The sequence below is a fragment of the Embleya sp. NBC_00888 genome (assembly GCF_045207655.1).
Lineage (GTDB): Bacteria > Actinomycetota > Actinomycetes > Streptomycetales > Streptomycetaceae > Embleya.
On sequence record NZ_CP108785.1, the window covers coordinates 4,890,720 to 4,909,583 of the forward strand.

Annotated in this window: 14 protein-coding genes and 1 pseudogene; 5 read left to right on the forward strand and 10 right to left on the reverse strand. The window is 68.8% G+C overall.

The window, feature by feature from the left end; genetic code table 11:
* The first annotated feature begins 90 nt into the window (after positions 1-90).
* Both OG948_RS55685 and OG948_RS55690 read left to right on the forward strand, forming a co-directional pair.
* Positions 91-1,275 carry a tyrosine-type recombinase/integrase gene (locus OG948_RS55685; RefSeq protein WP_406300782.1) on the forward strand — a complete coding sequence of 395 codons (1,185 nt, stop codon included), beginning with the start codon at positions 91-93 and terminating at the stop codon, positions 1,273-1,275.
* Between the two features lie 161 nt (positions 1,276-1,436).
* A complete protein-coding gene (locus OG948_RS55690; RefSeq protein WP_406300783.1) occupies positions 1,437-3,746 on the forward strand; it encodes a tyrosine-type recombinase/integrase in 2,310 nt (769 codons plus the stop codon).
* Positions 3,747-4,492: 746 nt separating this feature from the next.
* On the opposite strand, the pseudogene OG948_RS55695 reads toward OG948_RS55690, so the two are convergent.
* Positions 4,493-4,849, reverse strand: a pseudogene (locus OG948_RS55695) (TetR/AcrR family transcriptional regulator); the annotation flags it as partial.
* Between the two features lie 180 nt (positions 4,850-5,029).
* Between OG948_RS55695 and OG948_RS55700 the strand changes: the two are divergent.
* Positions 5,030-5,626, forward strand: a complete 597-nt coding sequence (locus tag OG948_RS55700) for a TetR/AcrR family transcriptional regulator (protein WP_331772732.1) — start codon at positions 5,030-5,032, stop codon at positions 5,624-5,626.
* A gap of 392 nt (positions 5,627-6,018) precedes the next feature.
* The gene (locus OG948_RS55705; protein ID WP_331772733.1) at positions 6,019-6,759 is read left to right on the forward strand and encodes an SDR family oxidoreductase; all 741 of its coding nucleotides are present in this window, start codon (positions 6,019-6,021) and stop codon (positions 6,757-6,759) included.
* Positions 6,760-7,943: 1,184 nt separating this feature from the next.
* Here the strand turns inward: OG948_RS55705 and OG948_RS55710 are convergent.
* The gene (locus OG948_RS55710) at positions 7,944-8,402 is read right to left on the reverse strand and encodes an ATP-binding protein (RefSeq protein WP_331772734.1); all 459 of its coding nucleotides are present in this window, start codon (positions 8,400-8,402) and stop codon (positions 7,944-7,946) included.
* Between the two features lie 130 nt (positions 8,403-8,532).
* Here OG948_RS55710 and OG948_RS55715 point away from each other — a divergent pair, with 130 nt between their 5' ends.
* Positions 8,533-9,108, forward strand: coding sequence for a helix-turn-helix domain-containing protein (locus tag OG948_RS55715; RefSeq protein ID WP_331772735.1), 576 nt, complete (start codon positions 8,533-8,535; stop codon positions 9,106-9,108).
* A 630-nt stretch (positions 9,109-9,738) separates the two neighbouring features.
* On the opposite strand, the gene OG948_RS55720 is transcribed toward OG948_RS55715, so the two are convergent.
* The 8 genes from OG948_RS55720 to OG948_RS55755 all read right to left on the reverse strand — a co-directional run bounded on the left by OG948_RS55720 (position 9,739) and on the right by OG948_RS55755 (position 18,376).
* Positions 9,739-10,449, reverse strand: a complete 711-nt coding sequence (locus tag OG948_RS55720) for an Asp/Glu racemase (protein ID WP_331773623.1) — start codon at positions 10,447-10,449, stop codon at positions 9,739-9,741.
* Positions 10,450-10,502: 53 nt separating this feature from the next.
* On the reverse strand, positions 10,503-11,408 hold the full coding sequence (locus OG948_RS55725; protein WP_331772736.1) for a fumarylacetoacetate hydrolase family protein: 906 nt from the start codon (positions 11,406-11,408) through the stop codon (positions 10,503-10,505).
* A gap of 98 nt (positions 11,409-11,506) precedes the next feature.
* A complete protein-coding gene (locus OG948_RS55730; RefSeq protein WP_331772737.1) occupies positions 11,507-12,619 on the reverse strand; it encodes a cupin domain-containing protein in 1,113 nt (370 codons plus the stop codon).
* Positions 12,616-13,644: a carbon-nitrogen hydrolase family protein gene (locus OG948_RS55735; RefSeq protein ID WP_331772738.1), complete on the reverse strand. Its 1,029-nt coding sequence runs from the start codon at positions 13,642-13,644 to the stop codon at positions 12,616-12,618. Before OG948_RS55735 ends, OG948_RS55730 begins: the two co-directional genes overlap by 4 nt.
* Before the next feature lie 272 nt (positions 13,645-13,916).
* Positions 13,917-14,912 (reverse strand): AraC family transcriptional regulator, encoded by a 996-nt coding sequence (locus OG948_RS55740; RefSeq protein ID WP_331772739.1) that lies wholly within the window; start codon positions 14,910-14,912, stop codon positions 13,917-13,919.
* A 394-nt stretch (positions 14,913-15,306) separates the two neighbouring features.
* On the reverse strand, positions 15,307-16,548 hold the full coding sequence (gene kynU, locus OG948_RS55745) for a kynureninase (protein WP_331772740.1): 1,242 nt from the start codon (positions 16,546-16,548) through the stop codon (positions 15,307-15,309).
* A complete protein-coding gene (locus tag OG948_RS55750; protein ID WP_331772741.1) occupies positions 16,545-17,564 on the reverse strand; it encodes an amidohydrolase family protein in 1,020 nt (339 codons plus the stop codon). The genes kynU and OG948_RS55750 overlap by 4 nt, the downstream gene beginning before the upstream one ends.
* A complete protein-coding gene (locus OG948_RS55755; RefSeq protein WP_331773624.1) occupies positions 17,561-18,376 on the reverse strand; it encodes a tryptophan 2,3-dioxygenase family protein in 816 nt (271 codons plus the stop codon). Before OG948_RS55755 ends, OG948_RS55750 begins: the two co-directional genes overlap by 4 nt.
* Between the last annotated feature and the right edge of the window lie 488 nt (positions 18,377-18,864).

The window sequence follows — 18,864 nt, forward strand, 5'->3', positions numbered from 1 at the left end:
TGAACTAGTTGAGATGTTCTTGCAGTTCAGTGACCCAATGGTGGCCTCGTCGTTGATCCGGCCATGGAGTCATCGAGAGACTTGGCGTCGATGTCCGTGCCGTTGGTCGGACAGCTGGTCGCCACGGAAGATCCGTGGGAGCCCTACCGGCTCATCGACCCGTTCGGTGAGCCGGTCGATGCGGTCACCGCCTATCTGCGGGACCTACAGGCGTACGGTCGGCCGGCCACGACGGTCCGCTCGTACGGGATGGACCTCCTGCGTTGGGTCCGCTTCCTGTGGGCCGTTGACGTGCCGTGGGACCGGGCGACCCGGATCGAGGCGCGGGACTTCTCTCGGTGGCTGCAGGTCGCGGGTCAACCCACGCGTCTGCACTGGCGCCGCCAAGTCGACGTCGAGTGGTGGCGGCCGGGCGGGAAGCCGTACGCGGCATCGGTCCGCGCGCACAGTGAGACGGTCCTCCGCAGTTTCTACGATTTCCACCGAGACGTCGGCAGCGGGCCAATCCTCAACCCGTTTCCGCTCGACCGTTCGCGCCGGGGCCGACGGGCGCATGAACACCGCAACCCGATGGAGGCGCCCCGTAATGAACGCGCCGGGCTCTACCGCCCGACGGTGCCCCAACGAGTGCCTCGCAGCGTCCCGGACACGGAGTTCAACGAAATCTTCGCTCGACTGCCCTCGCACCGGGACCGGGCTCTGGTCGCCTTCTACGTCTCCACCGGTGCCCGCGCCAGCGAACTGCTGACGTCCACGCAGGGCGGCGCCGACCCGGGACGGCAGCTGATCACCGTGGTCCGCAAGGGCACCGGCGAGGTCCAGGAACTTCCCGCGTCGACCGACGCGTTCGTCTGGCTGCGGCTCTACCAGTTGGAGATGGGAGAGGACATCCCGCGGGGCCGCAAGACTCCGCTGTGGTGGACACTGCGGGCGCCTTCGAAGCCCCTCACCTACCACGCGGCCCATCGGATGTTCGAACGGGCCAACACGAAGGCGGGGACGTCAGCGACGCTGCACGCGCTTCGGCACACCGCCGCCTACCGCATGGCCGAGGACCCGAACCTTCCGCTTACCGATGTCCAACTCGTCCTGGGGCACCGGTTGTTGACCACGACTCAGATCTATCTCACGCCCCGGAAGGAAGAGGTGATTCGTCGGTTGCTGGCGCACCATGCGGAGCAGACCCGCCTGGCCGCAGCCCGCACCGCCCCCGTTCCGGCGACCGGATATCGGGCGGAGAGCCTGGAGATCCTGTTCGGGACCGGTGCCCGGTGACGGCCGGCATCGCCCTGCCAGCGGCGAACCCCCGGGCCGTTGCGGCGACGGTTCCCGCACCACCGTCGCAGCGGGAGGCGGCCCGGCTGCGGTTTCCGGCTCGTCCTGTCCCTGCGAGTTGGGCCGCCGCCGAGTGGTCTCGAGAAGAGGTGAACCGGGCGTTGTCCCGCCCGCCGTTCCTGCCGGGAAACACCCAGGAGGCGAAGTACCGGTTGGGTATGGCCATGTTGTTGGACTGGCTGGAGGATCAGCCGGGAAGCACGTGGCAGCAGCGTTGGCTGGGCAGCGGCATCGAGCAGGCCGGGGCCGCCTGGCGGCCGCTGCTCGGACAATGGCTGGGGAAGCGCGGCTTGGGCTCGGTATGGCGCGTCCGCGCGCTCGGGCCCGCGCTGGGGACGGTGATCGGCGCCGATATCCTGCGTCCGTCGGTGCGTTGGCTCACGGCCGTATCGGTGAACGGCAGAGGCGTGCTGGGTCACAGCATGGCTCGCTGCCGCGATCCCCGCGGCTTCGCGCAGTTGCGAGAACAGACTGAAGCCGCCGAGAACCTGTGTCTCGCCGATGCCCGGTTGGCCTTGTCCCGCGCCGCGATCATTCTCGCGGCCAAGGGCGGCCCGTTGACCGACATCACCGTGGGAGACGTACTGGAGCTGTTCGACGCCCAGGCTGCGGTTCACACCCGGATGCCTTCGGGCACCACGGCCTTCTACCAATTGCTGCGTCGGCTCGGCGCGCTCGGGGCCGGCGCCCCGGAAAGTCTGCGCGAGGTCCGTCTGCAACAGCAGCGGCAGCCCGAGGAACTGGTCGACCGCTACGGGTTGGTCGTCGGCCCGGTCCGGGACCTGCTGGTGGACTACCTGCGAGAGCGCCAGCCGGCCATGGACTACACCTCGTTGAAGATGCTCTCCTACCACCTCGGCAAGTGCTTCTGGCGGAACATCGAGCATCACCATCCCGGGCTGGACAGCCTGCGTCTGACCCCGGAGGTCGCCGACGCGTGGAAGGCGAGACTGCGGACGAAGACCAAGGTCGTGACGGGGCCGGACGGCCAAAGGGCCGACATCGTCGTGGAGCGGATCAGTTACCGCGAGTGTCTCACCGCCGTTCGGGCCTTCTACCTGGACTTGGCCCAGTGGGCTTTGGAAGATCCGGGGCGCTGGGGTCCGTGGGTTGCTCCCTGCCCGATCCGTGAGGCGGAAGTGTCCCGGAACAAGTTCGCGCGGCGACGCAAGGCCCGCATCGACGCTCGCACCCGCGAACTACTGCCCGTCCTTCCCATCCTCGTCCGCACGGTCGACCGGCACCGCAAGGACACCGCCGACATCCTGGAGATCGCCCGCCGGGCCCGGCCGGGCGAGATCTTCACCGCCGCCGGCCGCAGACTCGTGCGCACCGTGGTTCCCACGGGAACGGCGGACAAGACCTGGGCATCAGCCCCCGGCGTCGGCAAGCGGCACGATCTCGGGCTGGAGGAAGAACGCGCCTTCTGGACCTGGGCCGCGGTCGAAGTCCTGCGGGCCACCGGAGTACGCATCGAAGAACTGTTGGAGCTCAGCCACCACAGCTTGGTGCAATACCGGCTTCCCACCACGGGCGAACTCGTTCCCCTGCTGCAGATCGCCCCTTCCAAGACCGACACCGAACGGCTCCTGCTCGTCAGCCCCGAACTCGCCGACGTCCTCAGCACGATCATCTGCCGCGTCCGGGACGCGTCCGGGGCGATCCCCCTCATCCGGGCCTACGACCGGCGCGAAAACCGATGGCTGGAGTCGGCCCCGCTGCTGTTCCAGCGCCCAGTGCGCACCGAGAACCGCCGGATCGGCGACGAAACCATCCGCGCGTGGCTCGCTCGGGCCCTCACGGAAACCGGTTTGATCGACCCGGAGACCGGCGGACCCCTGCACTACACCCCGCACGACTTTCGAAGGATGTTCATCACCGACGCGATCATGAGCGGGTTGCCACCGCACATTGCCCAGGTCATCGCAGGTCACCGGGACGTCAACGTGACCCTCGGTTACAAGGCGATCTATCCCGAAGAGGCGATCCTGGCTCATCGGGCGTTCCTCGAACGGCGTCGATCGCTGCGGCCCAGCGAGGAATACCGCGTCCCCACCGACGATGAGTGGAGCGAGTTCCTCGGCCACTTCGAACGACGCAAAGTCTCCGTCGGCGCCTGCGGCCGGGCATTCGGCACCCCCTGCATCCACGAACACGCCTGCGTCCGCTGCCCGATGCTCTGGCCCGACCCTGCCCAACGGGAGCGACTCGTCGAGATCCGCGACAACCTCCAGGCTCGCATCGCCGAGGCCGAACGCGAAGGCTGGCTCGGCGAAGTCGAAGGACTACAGATCAGCCTGGCCGGGGCCGAAGAAAAGCTCGCTCAACTCGACCGACGTCCCACCGCCCACACCCCAGTCGATCTCGGCATCCCCACCGTCGTCCGCCTCGACGGCACCGGCGCCCACTGAAGTGCCCAACACGCCACGAAAGAGACCCAGTTCGCAAAGTTCAGAGAATAGAGCATCCGGTAGAGGGTCTTCTCTCCGACGTCGACGTCGCGCCGGGCGATCAGTCGGTCGATCGCGGCGCGCGAGCGCACCGGGGTCTCGCTGTCCGGCGTCGGCAAGCGCCGACACCCGTCGGGTACGGACGGAGCGTCGTGACCTCGCTCGACACACCACGTCAGCCACGACGACACCGCCGTCCGACGTGTGTTCGAGGTGTTGCCCGCGGCGGCGCCCCAGGCGAGTTCGAGGGCTTCGCCGATTTCGTCGTCGGCGACCAGGGCGAGCGGGCGGTCCCCGCCGACACGGTCGACGATCGCGTTGAGCGCGGTGCCATAGCCGCGCACGGTGTTCGGGTTGTCGAGGGCGTCGACGAACGCGTCGGCGGCCGTGGCCACCGACCACGTCTTGCCGGTCGGCAGGCGCGCGATGTTCCCCGTGCTTCGAGCTTGGCACGGATATCGGGGCGATATCCGGGCTTCTGGTGGTGCCCGGGCTCCGCGATGTGGTTGCCCTCGGGTGCGGGGCCATGCCCGGCGCGTCAGAAGGCAGCCATGGTGGCGGTGAGGGCGATGACGCGTGGGGGTTGGTGGGTGGTGTGGTCGATGCAGGCGAGGAGGTTGGCCCGTTCGGCGTGCATCCAGGGGCGCGATCCCGGCACCTCGACCTCGGCTGACCCACCCGTCCGGCACCCGGGCCGGGCACCACAGCCGTGCCGGGTGGGAGCGGTCGGGCGACTCGGCGATGGAGTTGATGAACGGGCAGCCCCGGTGTGAGATCGCCGGCAATCCCTCGGCGATGAAGCGGGCCAAGCCGAGGATCCGGTTCTCGGGGCAGCCGGGGTGCTGGGCCTCGACCCTGTCGAAGGCCGCCTGATAGTCGGCGGCGACGATCCGCAGCCACTCCGCGACCAGCACGTCCTTGGTTTCGAAGTGCCGGTAGATCGCCATCTTGGAGGTCTCGGCCCGCTCGGCGATCGCCTGGACCCCCACCCGCCGGATCCCCTCGCTCTGGAAGAGTTCTTCCGCAGCGTCGAGGATGCGCTCACGAGGTGGCAGTTTGGCCACCCTGCCCGGTCTGCTGACGCTTGCTGCCCCGCGCGGCGTACGCGGAGCCGTCTTCGCCTGGGAAGGTCGCGGCCCCCGCCTCCCGGGGGCTCGGCCATCAGCGTGTCGTCGCTGCGACCGTGCATGTGGCGGCCCGGGCTCATTATGGCCCATACGGTCCAGAACCAGTAGGATGGGCGTATGCCCCGGCCTCGTGAGTTCGACGAAGATCGTGTGATTCTCGCCATCCGCGACGAGTTCTGGGACAAGGGCTACGCCGCGACGTCGATGGACGACCTGCTGCGCGTGAGCCGGCTCGGCAAGGGCAGCCTCTACGGGGCGTTCGGGGACAAGCGCAGTCTGTTCCTGCGGGTGCTGCGCGACTACGATGACGCGAACCTGCTGATGCTGCGCAAGTCTCTGGAGTCCGCGGCGCGGGGGATCGGCGTGGTGCGCGAGTTCGTGCTGGGCCCGACCGACGACCCGACCGGGGCAGTTGCGCGTCGGGGTTGCCTGCTGGCCAACAGCAATGCCGAGCTTGCCTCCAGCACTCCGGACGTGGCCGTTGAGGCCCGCCGCAGCTACGACGCGATCACCACCATTCTCACCGCGGCACTGGAGCGCGCCCAGCGCGAAGGAGACCTCGACCCCGACCTCGACCCCGCCGAGACCGCCCGCGCGGCCCTTGTTGCCCAGCTCGGCCTCATTGCGCTTGGGCGCACCGGCACGGACGTCGACGTGCTCACCACGGTGGCCCAGTCCGCCCTGGCGCGGTTGCTGCCCACTCCGGCGCAGTAGCAACAACTCACCGGCCGACCTGTGCCGCCGCGGCCTGCAATCGGCCGCGAGTCCTGGATGGGGGCGCCCTCGGTCGGGTGCTGCGGCTCTTGTCGGAGGCCGCGGCCCGCCGACCGCGCTCTGGCACGGTGGCCGATCGCAGGCGGGTTCGGATTGCGCGACCCGGCGGGTCGATGCTCGCGCGATGGTCGGCGCTGTCGGTGGGGCGGTCACGAAGGTGTCCGTCCGGCGGCTCCGAGGTCGCGCCTGCGGGGTATCCGCGCTGCGGTGTGCTCGGCTCGGCGGCGGGGTCGGCCGCCCCGAGAGCCCTCGGCGCCGAAGCAATCTTGACCGCCCGGTCCATATCAGGCAGGGTTGTGGACGTCATGGTCCATAACTTGAAGGAGGGCGGCATGGCCGTCTTGGAAGACAAGGTCGCCGTGGTCACCGGGGGCAGCACGGGCATCGGGTTCGCGACCGCACGCGCGTTCCGCGACGAGGGTGCCAAGGTGTTCATCACCGGTCGCCGCAAGGAAGCGCTCGACGCCGCGGTCGATGAGCTCGGACCCGGCGTGACCGGCGTGGTCTGCGATGTCTCGGTGCCCTCAGAGCTCGACGCGTTCTACAGGATCGTGCGCGATCGGGCCGGACGCATCGACGTGCTGGTCGCCAACGCCGGCATCGCCACCGCGGCTCCGTTCGGCGAGGTGACGGAGGAACTGATCGACGCGGTGTTCGCCACCAACGTCAAGGGAACGATCTTCACTTTCCAGCAAGCGCTCCCGCTGCTCAGCACGAACGCTTCGGTGATCCTGACGGGTTCGACCGCCGGGACACGGCCCAACCCGGGGCTCGAGATCTACGGAGCGTCGAAAGCCGCGGTCCGCAACCTCGCCCGCGGCTGGGCCCACAGCTCGCGCGAACATGGCTTTCGGGTCAACGTCGTATCCCCGGGAGGTGCGCGCACCCCTGGACTGTTCGACCTGCTCGGGCCCGAGATGTTCGAGCAGGCCGAGGCCGGAGGCGGCGTCCCCCTCGGCCGGCTCGCCGAGCCCGAGGAGATCGCCGCCGTGACGACGTTCCTCGCCTCGGACGCGTCGAGTTACGTCAACGGTGCCGAGTTCTTCGCCGACGGTGGATCCGCGCAGGTGTGAGTGCTCTCGTAGGCGCCGACAGCCATACGAGGGCTTGACCCACGGGGCGTTCGACGCCGGTGCGTCGATCGGGTGCGACGAGGGCGACGATGTCCGCCGGTCTTGCCATCGGCTCGGCTTCGGCGAGTACCTGGTACAGCGAGGCGAACGGTGAGCGCACGGTACAGCGAGGCGACCGAGGGGTGAAGGAAGCCATCATGCGCGTACCGCACACCGAACACGGGATCGTCTCCGCCCTCGCGACTCCACTGCGGAACGCGGCCGGGCCGCCGCACCTGCGGGGACCGTGGGCCGGGTCATCGATCCGTCGGGGGTCGACGTGCACGACGAGCCTGGTGCGCGTGACGCACGGCCCTCCGGAACCGGCCACGGATCCCGTCCAAGGGGCCGTGGCCGGGGGCGCGCTCGAAGGGGGCGGCGAGCAGGCACAGCCACACGGTGTGGCCGTGGGTGGTGCGGGCGCGGCCCAGGACGCCGAGCGCGGATCGTGTCGGGGGCGGACCGGCCCGGGAAGCCGACCTTGGTGTTGACGGCCACCTCGGGGTGGCGGCCAGGACGGTCACGAGATCGGCCGCCCGGTGCGCGTCGAGGCCACCGAACTCGACTGCCCGGTGAGGCCGTTCATCGTGCCTCCCGACGGCTCCGCTACCGAGGTCGGCCCCACTCGCCTCCGCCCGGCCGCAAACGGTGGCGACGGTACGTCGCTCCGCGCGGGCGACGTCGTGACAGCGATCGGGCTCTACATCGACGCGGCCGACCTGGCACGGACACATCCCGCGACCGCAGATCGAGTCCGCGCCCTCATCGACAACGCGCACCACTGTTGGCTACGGACAACCCGTGAGGAGGCCCTGCCCTGGGGGCACGCTCTTCGCCGCGCGGGTGCGCGTAGACCCCATGGATGCGAAGTTCCACACCCATCACCGAAGAACACATCTCCGCGTGAGCCATCGGGCCGACATGAGAGGCATAGTGGTCGCCAATCATTCGGCCTTGAAACACTTCCCCGGAATTGATCCTGCGCCGCGGGCCGTGCGCAGCGTTGAGCGCCCGATGCTGTCTGGGATCGATCCGCAGCCAAGTCACCGAGCCTGCGCGACATGGCCGCCCGACTCGTCATCACCACCGGCCGCACGGCGCCCGTTCCCGCGCGTCGGGTGGGGTCGGCTCGGCGCGTGTCGGAATCACGTGAGGCGCAGGGTGGCGTGTGTGGTGTGGCGGCGTGGTTCCTCTCGGATGTCGATGCTTTCGGCGAGGTGTTCCACGATGGCCAGGCCGCGGCCGTGTTCGTCGTCGGTGCATGGGGGGTGGGGGTGCTCGTCCGGTTCGCCGGAGTCGATGACCTCGACGTTCAGGACGCGGTCGGTCAGGGTCAGGACGAGGGTCATGTCGGCGCGGCCGTGCCGGGCGGCGTTGGCGGCCAGTTCGCCGACGATCAGGACGGCGGAGTCCAGGTCGTCTCCGGTCACGCCCCAGGAGGCCAGGAGGGCGCGGGCGAATCGGCGGGCGTCGGAGACCCGGCACTCCTGGGCCGGCAGGGCGGTGGCGGCGCATCGGGGAGTGTCGGGTGGCGACGTTGCCCGTGTCCGGCGGCGAAGCCCTCCGGTCTGGGCCGGCGGTGTTGCGTTCGGTGGCACGAACATGGCGAGGCTCGCGATCTTGTCGGTCCCGACCCCCGAGGAGAACGACCGTTCTCAAAACTTGCTGCTATTGTAGGAGAACGATGGTTCTCAATGCAAGAGGGCTCAATGCAAGGGGGAGAGGGCGAGTGTCATGATCGACTCCGAGACCGCGGAGCTGCGGGTCCTGGACGCGGCCGAGTCCCTGTTCTACGCCCGGGGCATCCAGGCCGTGGGCATGGACGAGATCCGCACCGCGTCCGGCGTCTCCCTCAAGCGGCTCTACCGGCTCCACCCGTCCAAGGCGGACCTGGTGGAGGCGTACCTGCGGCGACGCGACCTCCGGTGGCGCCGGAGCCTGGCCGCGTACGTCCAGGCCCGGACCGACCCGCGCGAGCGGATCCTGGCGGTCTTCGACTGGCTCCACGACTGGTTCGCCGAGCCCGATTTCCGGGGCTGCGCCTTCGTCAACTCCTTCGGGGAACTCGGCGCCGGCGAAGCCGCGGTCGCCGAGGCCGCCCGGGCACACAAGGAGCACTTCTTCCGCTACCTCGCCGACCTGACGACGGCCGCCGACGCGCCGACCCCGCTGGCCGACCACCTGGCCCTGCTCGCCGAAGGCGCCATGACAACCGCGGCGATCATCGCCAGCCCCGAACCCGCACACCAGGCCCGCGACGCCGCCCGCCTCCTCCTCGACGCCACGTACAGCGCCGCCCGTCCCGCCTGAACACCGCGGCCCACCGGCTGCCCGGCGGCGGCGACGGGGGTGGTCTGTCACGACCTCCTCGTTCTCGACGAAGTGCATATCGGCCCGGTCCGCGCGGCAGACCGCCACGCTCGGCGGGTCGAGTTCCCACGACGTGTCCGCGACGCGAGCACCGACCGCACAGGGCTCCGTGATCCAGGTGCGCCCCGTCGGTGAGGAACGCGATCCCGACGCGGCGTCGGACCGGGTGATCGGGCCGACGGCGAGATCCGCCGCACCGGAACCCGGCACAAGATCTCCGCCGCCACGGATCCACGTCGAACGCAGACGTTTCCTCCGGCCGATCCCGCCGAACCGCGACCGCCGTATCCCCTGCCGTGCAGCCGACTTCGCGGCCACGGCGGACGCCCGGATTCCCCGACGGCGATGGGGCAGGGCGGCGGCTCGGAGCAGCCACGGTCCCGTGGACCAGCCGGTACCGCGTCAGGCGCGTCAGGGCGCCGGCGGACGGATCGCCGCCCACCTGGCGCTACCTGTGCCGGTGCGGCCGGGAACCTGTCCGGGGCCCGATCGGTTGGCAATCGGGCCCCTGCCCCGTGGCGACCCCGGGGCAGGGGTCGGGCCGCGGCGAACGCCGCGGGTGGTGGGGAGTCAGCTGCGCGCGAAGGCCCCCGACAAGAGGTGCCCGGCTCCAGGCGCGACAGCATCGAGTTTCATGGCGCGCAGCATCTGGTGGGCGGTGCATACGGCAGCGGAGACCACCGGGACCCCCAGCGTCTGTTCGGCTTGTTCGATGGCGCCCAAGGACGGCATCTGGACACAGGCGGAGAGCACGACGGCATCCACGCCGGCATAGTCCATGCGGCGTGCGATACCGGGCAGCTTGAAGGGGTCATGGGCGGCGACCTCAAGGTTGTCGGCGATCTCGAGTGCCTCGTAGTCGACGATCTCGATGCCTTCGAGCTCGAGATACCCGACCACGGTCCGGGTCAACGGCAGCATGTAGGGCGCGATGAGAGCCACCCTCTTGGCCTTGAGAATATGCAGCCCCTGGACCAGTGCTCCTGCGCTGGTGACGACCGGCGCGGGAGCGTTGTTCCGGACGGTCCTGTGGTGGAGGCGTTCCTCCGACACACGGTGGTATCCCGGGCCCATGCTCATGATGGCCACGAGGCAGGCGTAGCCCAGGACGTCGACGTGGGCGTCGGAGAGTTCCAAGGCGCATCGGTCCGAGTCGGCGTCCATGGTCCTGAGTTGCTCCGGAGTGACGTGGGTCATCCTCATGCGGCTCGAGTGGAAGGTGAAGCGCTCGGGTGCGATGGCGTGGCGCGCCCGCAGGATCGCGGGTATCTCCGTTTCCATGGTGATGTTGGAACTGGGGACGATCTGGCCGATGCGGTATGTCGAGGAACGTGTCAACGGACGTCCACCACCGGGTTGGTCAGCGTGCCGATGGAGGCGATCGTGGCCTCCACCAGGTCGCCGGGGAGAAGGAACTGCGGGGGCGTGAGCCCCGCACCGACTCCGGAGGGAGAGCCGGTGGCGATGACGTCGCCGGGCTCCAGGGTGACGCCCGAGGAGATGTCCGCGATGAGCCGGGGGATCGTGAACAGCATGTGCCGGGTGTTGGACTTCTGCTTCACCTCGCCATTGACGCGCAGGGACATGTCCAGATCGGGTGGTTGTGGGAGCTCGTCCCGGGTGACGACCACCGGTCCGAACGGTGCGTAGCTGTCTTGGCCCTTGGAGAAGAACCACTGGCCCGAGCGGCGCTGGTCGCGGGCGCTGATGTCGTTGAGGATGCTGTAGCCGAAGACGTGGTCCCAGGCGTCTTCTTCGCTGACGCGCCGAGCGGTGCGGCCGATGACGACCGCGAGTTCGCACTCCCAGTCGAGCTGGGCGGTGAGGTGCCCGTCGTGTCGGATCGGCTGCCCGGGGCCGACAACGGCTGTGGCGGGCTTGCTGAACAGCACAGGGCGTGAGGGCAGGTCCTTGTCGGTGTCCAGGGTGCGGCTCGCTTCGGCGACGTGCTCAACGTAGTTGAGGCCCACTCCGATGATCTTGCCCGGCCGGAAGGGGGTGTGCAGGGCCACGTCGTCGCGGTGGTGGATGTAGGGATGCAGCGACTCGAGCGTGCGTTCCCGGAGCACCATCCGCACCGAGTCCAGGCCGAACGGGCCGGCCTGGATGAGGGACATGAGGTCGGTGGGCAGGGTGATTCCCGTGTCGATGGACAGCACAGCGAAGTCGACGATGTGTCCGTCGACTTCGGCTCCGAATCGAGGGGGCCCGTCGTGGACCGAGAACGTGACGAGTCGCATGGGTACTCCAGAACTGGGACGTGGACGAGGATGGGTGAGGACGACGGGGGACCGGGGCACGCCTCGGGATCGGAAGACGGCGCAGTGCCGGCCTGCCGTCAGGCGAGGGGCTGGTGGCCGTCGTTGTCGGGGTAGGCCTCCTCGCGCCAGAACGCGAGCGAGCGCATGACGGGGAAGTCGTTGAAGGAGAACAGCACCGCATCGTCGGAGGCGCCGGTGTTGGCGTGCTCGTGCCACGCCCAGGACGGGACGCAGAAGATGTCGCCTTCCTTCCAGTCGAAGCGCTTGCCGGCGATGACGGAGGAGCCTTGGCCCTTGGCCGCGGTGTAGATGACGGAGCCGGTGTGGCGGTGGGCTCGGGTGCGCCGGCCGGGCCGTAGCAGTTGGATGTGCGCGCTCATGGTGGGCATCACCGAGCCACCGGTGAGCGGGTGGGTGTACTCCATGATCACGCCGTCGTAGGGGGAGTCCTCGCTCGTCCGGGCGAGGTTCAGCAACGCCTGGTAGGTGGGTTCCCAGAGGTAGGCGAACAGGGGCGAGTATGGCTTGCTCCACTCCCGGGCGCCGTAGGGAAGCAGGGTGCCGGAGTAGGTGAGCAGCGAGGAGTCGACGACATCGCCGGCCGTCTGGTGCAGGTCTGGGTGGACTTCGTAGAACGGTGCGTCCAAGGCGTTGACGAGGGGAATGTCGAGGCCGTCCTGCCAGATGCAGGGGGTGTCGAACGATTCGTTGCCGTGCTCGTGCCAGGTGCCGTTGGGAGTGATGGCGAAGTCCCGCGGCCCGACCTTGAGCTTTTGGCCGTCGACGATCGTCCAGGCTCCGGTCCCCTCGATGACGAAGCGCAGCGCGGCGGCCTGGTGGCGGTGTGCGGTCATGGCCTCGCCCGGGCCCATGATCTGCAGGCCGGTGTACAGCAGTCCGACGGCTGCGCTGACGTCGCGGCGGCCGGGGTTGGTCAGCATGACCACGCGTCGGCCGGCGTCGTCCGCCTTGACCAGCGGGAGGGCCTTGCGGACCAGGGGGCGCAGTTTGTCGTAGGACCAGTGCGTGGGGACGGACCTGGGCTGGGGGTACCACGGCTCGATGGCGTTCGCGACCGTCCACAGGGCGCCCGCGTCCAGTTCGGCGAGTTCGTCGTAGTAGGCCTCGAGTTCGGGGGTGTCGGCCACCCGGGCTCGGCCGATCCGGCTGTCGTCGTAGGCGGTGGTCATGCTTCCTCCTTCTCGGACCGGGCGAGCAACGGTTCGCCCTGTGAGGCCGCGGTTTGCCGGGTGAAGGTGACGGGGGCTTGTGGCCTGTTGTCCACGTGGAGCCGGAAGATGTCGAACCGGTTGTAGTGGCCGGTGATGTCGTGCATCTGCCTGGGTTGGATGCAGCGGGCCAGGTCGATCTCGCCGTAGACGATGCCTTCATCGTCGACGAGGGGTTCGGTGACAGGGCGCCCGTCGGGGCCGAAGATGCCGGAGAGTGCGCTGCGGGGCCGGTCGAACAGGGCCCGGATCTCCTGGTCGTCGCCTGCGACGGTGTCGGCGATCTCCGCGGTGAGCGAGGAGCAGGCGACGACGGAGAAGACCTTGCCCTCGAAGCTGTGGGCCGCGGTGCGTACCGCGATGGCTTCGGACATGTCGTAGTCGGCCGGGGCCACCGGCAAGGCGATGTAGCCGGCTACGTGGATGAGTTCTCCCTGCGCAAGCAGGGTGAACCTGGCCAATGTGTTGGTGTTCTCGCCACAGGCGAGGGTGCCGAGCGGGCCCAGCGGGGTCTGGTGGACGCGCAGGCTGCTGCCGTCGCCGCCGGTCCAGGTCAGTTTCTCGGCCCAGGTGGGAACAAGTTTGCGATGCACTCCCAGCACGTCACCGTCGGGGCCGATGGTCACCAGCGAGTTGTACAGAACGCCCAGGCTGTGTGCGGAGCGCTCGTTGACTCCGATGACCAGGACGACTTCGTGCCGGCGGGCGGCCTCGCGCAGCGTGTCGATGTGCGGGCCGGGAACGTCCACGGCGGTGCGGTAGAGGCGTTCGAACCAGGGGGATCCCTGGACGGGGTTCATCGTCCAGTTCCAGTACGGGTAGCCGGGGACGAACACCTCGGGGAACACGACCAGGGAGGCGCCGTTGCGGGCGGCCTCGGCGATCAGCACGACGGCCTTGTCGACGGTGGCGTCGGTGTCCAGGAAAACGGGTGCGGCCTGTACGGCAGCGGCCGTGAACCGCGGCAGGTTTCGAAGGTCTAGCACTGCCGTCCTCCTCGTCGACCCCTGCCGGCGGCGCGGTGTGCGTGGCGTGCGGGCGCGGTGGCCGTGCAGACGGGAGGCGACGCCCGCCGGGCATCGGCCGTCGGGTGGCTGCGCCTGGCATCCAGGGGCGGGCGGGGTGCGTCGTGAGCGCAGGACCGCTTCCGCGGAAGGGAGGTTGACATATCGCCAATGTAGGAAAGCGGGTTGCTCCCTTCTATCGGAACAGTGCTGCACATGATCGGCTGAACGCGGGCCCGCCCTCGGCCGAGGGCTCAGTGGGTGCGAGCCAGGGAGCTGGAGGGGGTCTCCCCGAACCGGCGGCGGTAGGCCGCGGAGAATTCTCCGAGGTGGCCGAAGCCCCAGCGGATGGCGATCTCGGTGACCGTCACCGCGCCGGGCGGTGCCGTGAGGAGCTCTTGGCGCACGCGTTCCAGACGCAGGCGCCGGAGCAGGGACATGGGTGAGACGCCGCGGTGTTCCTTGAAGCCCGCGTACAGACTGCGGGTGCTCACGCCGGCGTGGGCCGCGATCCCGGTGACCGTGAGCGGCTCGGCGAGGTGGGCGCGCATGTATTCCTCCGCCTGGCGCACATATCCGGGTGCGGCACTGTCGGATGAAGTCCGGGCGCAGGGCGCCGTGTTGGGCTGGGCCTCGAGCAGGGCGGAGGCCAGGAGCCACTCCATGTGCACCCCCAGGCGCGGAGAGCGTTGCACCCGGTCGAAGAACGGGTCGCTGCCCAGGAGCGCTTGGGCGGCAGGGGCCCAGATCGCCCATTGAGGCGACGCGGTGTCGAAGCCGAGTTTGAACCCGATGGGCCGACGGTCGCCCCCGCATGCTTCGGTGTCCCGGGCGCGTTCGATCAGGCGGCGGTCGATCCGGATGATGAGCTGGTCGTAGCCGGCGTCCATGGTGATGCGGAACGGCTCGTGCGGACTGATGACGGTGGCGGCACTCGGGGTTGCCCGCGCCTGCTGGGAACCGTGGAGGTAGTCGGCCGACCCTGCGAGCGGCAGACTGACGAGATAGCAGGTCTGCAGCGGTTCCGAGTCGATCACGACGCTTTGGCCATACCGCAACCGCGTGAAGGAGACCCCTCCGATGCCGGCGTGTTGGAGAACGCAGGCAGGCTCCGTGCGGCTGGTCGGCCTCAGTCGGTGTGGCCGCAGGACAGAGGTCACTGCCTGCACGATTTCGTCCGGATCCCGCGAGCGCAGCAGGGTGTGCCGGGCAAGGTCGATGCCGATGTCGATCGGGTGGTGGGTACGCATGGGGCTCTCCTCGGTCCGGGGCCGGCCGCACCGACCTCGCCTACGCCGCGGTGGGTGAACCGGACCTGACGAGTGTGTTGCACCTGCAACCGGTCAGACTGTCCGGCGAGTTGGAGGATAGGTCGGCGCTCAGGTCTTCCGGGGCTCTGACGTGCTGCTCATCGACGGCTTGGAGGCCGACCGGGCGCCGCGGGCCGGCGTGCGGACGGCTGCCGGCGTACGCGGTATCCGAGGCGAGGCATACCCTGCCGAACTGTCCCATGACGATCCGGCCTTCCCTACTCCGGCGGGCCGCGCCCTCGCACCGGGCATACGGTGATCCGGTTCGACGCGTTGGAGCGTGAACCGGCAGAGGTTCGCGGACGGGGGTTCGCGGTGAGCGTCCATCGGGTGCTCATGACAAGGCTTCCCTTGTCAGCGTCCGCGTTCGGTCCAGGGCGGACCACAGCTCGGAAAAGCTCGTGGAGAGGGGCGAAAGCCCGAGGCGGATGCCATCCGGAGCGCGGAAGTCGATGATGACGCCCTTGCTGATCAACAGTTCCGCGAGTTCCTCGGCCCGCGGGTGTGACAGGGTGACGTGGCCTGCCCGGCGTTCGTCCTCGCGCGGTGAGGACACGCCGAATCCCAGGGGGACGAGCCATGCATCACACAGGGTGATGGCCATGCGGGTGAGCGCGAGGGACTTGGCCCGCACTCGCTCGATCCCCGCTTCTTCCAGGAGTTCCACTCCGGCGGCCACTCCCGCGAGTCCTGTGATCGCCGGAGTGCCGGAGAGCATCCGACGGATCCCGGGGGCGGGGGTGAAGGCAGGGGCCATGGCGAATCGGTCGCCTGCGCTCATCCAGCCGGGGATCGGTTGACGAAGCCGTTCATGGTGCTCCGTCCTGGCGAACAGGAACGCCGGGGCGCCGGGACCGGCATTGAGGAATTTGTACGTACATCCGACGGCGAAGTCGGTGCCGTCGGCATCCAGCCGGACAGGGATCGATCCGGCGCTGTGGCACAGGTCCCAGACGGTGAGCCCGCCCGCCTCGTGGACGAGGCTGTTGATGCGTGCCATGTCGGCGATGAAGGCGGACCGGTAGGCGACATGCGAGAGGGTGACCACTGCCGTTTCGGTGCCCACCTCGGCGGCGACCTGCTCCGCCGTGACGCCTGCGACGGGGTCGGACGCGATCCAGCGGACGGTCAGTCCCAGGTCCTGCGCCATTGCCTCGACGACGTACCGGTCGGTCGGAAAGTTGTCCGTATCGGTCACCAACTCGGTTCGGTCGGGTCGCAGAGCAGCGGCCGCACTGAGCGCCTTGTACAGACAGACGGTGGTGGAGTCAGCCAGGACGACCTGCCCCTTGGCCGCGCCCAGGGCCACCGCCCCCAGCGCGTCGCCCAGCCTTTCGGGCTGCTCGAGCCAGCCGTCCTGCCAGCCGCGGATGAGTCGGGTCGCCCACTGCTCGGTGACCAGGTCCCGCAGCAGTTCCAGGGTCCTTCGAAGCGGCCGGCCCAGTGAATTGCCGTCCAGGTAGGCCACGACATCGGCGTCCTCGATGGGAAGGAAGCGCTCTCGGAACAGCGCGAGCTCGTCACTGCGGTCGAGATCCTCGGCCTCCCTCAGCGAGGGAAGGGAAGACGTCGTCACGTCGATGTCCTCTCTACATAACGGCCGGCTCGCACGAGGGCGGTGACGCGGCTGATCACGAGTGGGTCCGCCAGCGGGTTTCCGGGGAGCACGGCCAACTCGGAGCGGGAGGTGGCGATGGACCGGAGGAGTTGGGCCGGGGACAGCCCTGCCTCGGTCAATGCCTTCAGTTCCCGGATGTTCACCGCGGCCGGGAGAGGACCGTTGCCCAGGTCGGTGCCGTAGCGCACCAGTCCGCCCGCCTGATGGAAACGGCGCAGGTTGTCCAGGGCTGTGCGGCGTTCTTCGGTGTCCTTGCCCCAGCCGTGGATGTCCACCGTGGACGTCCAGGCCATGCGTGCGGCGAGCGCCTCGACGGTTGCATCGGACAGCCGGTGAGTGAACGGCGTGTGTGCCAGTTCGTGGCACCCGGCCCGTAGGGCGCTCTCCACCTGACCGGCGCCCTGTGCGTGGGAGATGACACGAAGTCCGGCGGATTCCGCGGCGTGGACCACGGTCTTCAGCTCCGCATCGCCCAACACGGGCCCGGCGTCGGCGTTCATCGCCACCTTGATCAGGCGGGCGCCCTGGGCTGCGAGATCGCGAACGGCTGCCGCGGCATCGTCCGGGTCCCGGATGATGCGGCAGGAACCCTCCTGTGCCCAGGGCCGGTCGGTGGGATACCCGCCCGGTGCCGTCAGGAACGGCCCCGCCGGGATCACCCGGGGCAACCCGGGATCATGCCGCGCGCGCCGGGCGAGATCGAAGACGTACCGGGGCTGCGCCCCGAGATCACGGACCGCTGCGATGCCGGAACGCAAAAGGGCACGCACATCTATTTGGTCGGTGTGGACGTGGTGATCGACCAGACCGGGGACCAGAACGCCTTCCACCCGCACCCGTCTGGCCGACCGAGGAATCGACGCATCCCGCGGAAGCCGGCGCACACCGTTGCGGTTCACCAGCACGCGCGCGCGGCGCTCCAGTCGGTCGGCGCCGAACCAGCCGGCATCCGCGTCGATCACCCACGCGTTCATCGACCGATCTCGGTCCGGACGGTGAGAAGTTCGGGGAAGAAGGTCAACTCCAGGGCGGCCCGGAGAAAGGCGACACCGCTGGAGCCGCCGGTTCCGCGTTTGAATCCGATGATGCGCTCGACCGCCTTCATGTGACGGAAGCGCCACAACTGGAAGTGCTCCTCGATGTCGATGAGTTCCTCGCATGTCTCCCAGGCCCGCCAGTTGTCCTCGGGGTACTCGTAGATCTCCTTCAGGACCGGCAACAGCTTGGGATTCTCCGTGTAGGGCTGGGAGAAGTCGCGCTCGACCAACTCGGGCGGAATCTTGTATCCCTGGCGCGACAGATAGCGCAGGAACTCGTCGTACAGCCCCGGACGGTGCAGCGTTTCCCTCAGGGTTTCCTGTGTTGCAGGGTCTTCCTCGAACATTTCGAGCATGTCGGCGTTCTTGTTGCCGAGCAGAAACTCGACGAGGCGGTACTGTCCCGACTGGAATCCGGACGACTTGGCCAGGCTGTTGCGAAAGGCAGCGAATTCACCCGGCGTGAGTGTCTCCAACACGGCCCACTGCTCGAAGAGTTGGCGTTGGATGTGTTTCACGCGGGCCAGGCATTTGAGGGCGGTACGCAGGTCGTCCTCGGAGAGGCTGCCGATGGCCTGGCGCAGCTCGTGGACGAGCAGCTTCAACCACAGTTCCGACGTGTGGTGCTGGATGATGAAGAGCAGTTCGTCGTGGTGTTCCGGCTTGCTGCGTGTGCGCTGGGCGCTGAGCAGGACATCGAGCCGGAGATACTGCGCATAGGTCAAATCGTCCGGACCCGCGCGATGCATTTCCTCTTCGATGTCGCGCCTGTTGGGAGGGAGAGTCACGGTGAACTCCAGAGGTATCTCGTTCGGGAAGGGGCGGATCCCGATCTGCTGCAATTCATGGTCCTGAGCTTCCCCCGTTGCGTGGTGAGGTGTTTGATCGGCTGGTCGGGGCGGGTGTTTTGAGGTTTGATGATCGTCCGATCGGCCGTCGCCTGTTCGGCGTCGCACCGCTCCCCGCATTCGCCCGACAGGCGGGACGTGAGTTCGATTCGACGTGTACCGCCAGTGTGGTTCGCGTGGTGGGCCAGGGTTTCGGGCGCGCCATCGCGGCCGGCAGGACACTTCGGCACCGTCAGGACCGGGTCGGCGTCCGCGCGGGCGGACGCCTCCCAGGCCACCACGCGGACGAGTTCCCTCCGGTCGGCCTTGCTCAACCGGTCGGTGCGCCCCCGGCGCCCGCTTCCGCCTGATGCGCCCAACCATGCGGTATGACTCAAAAGCTCGGTCGC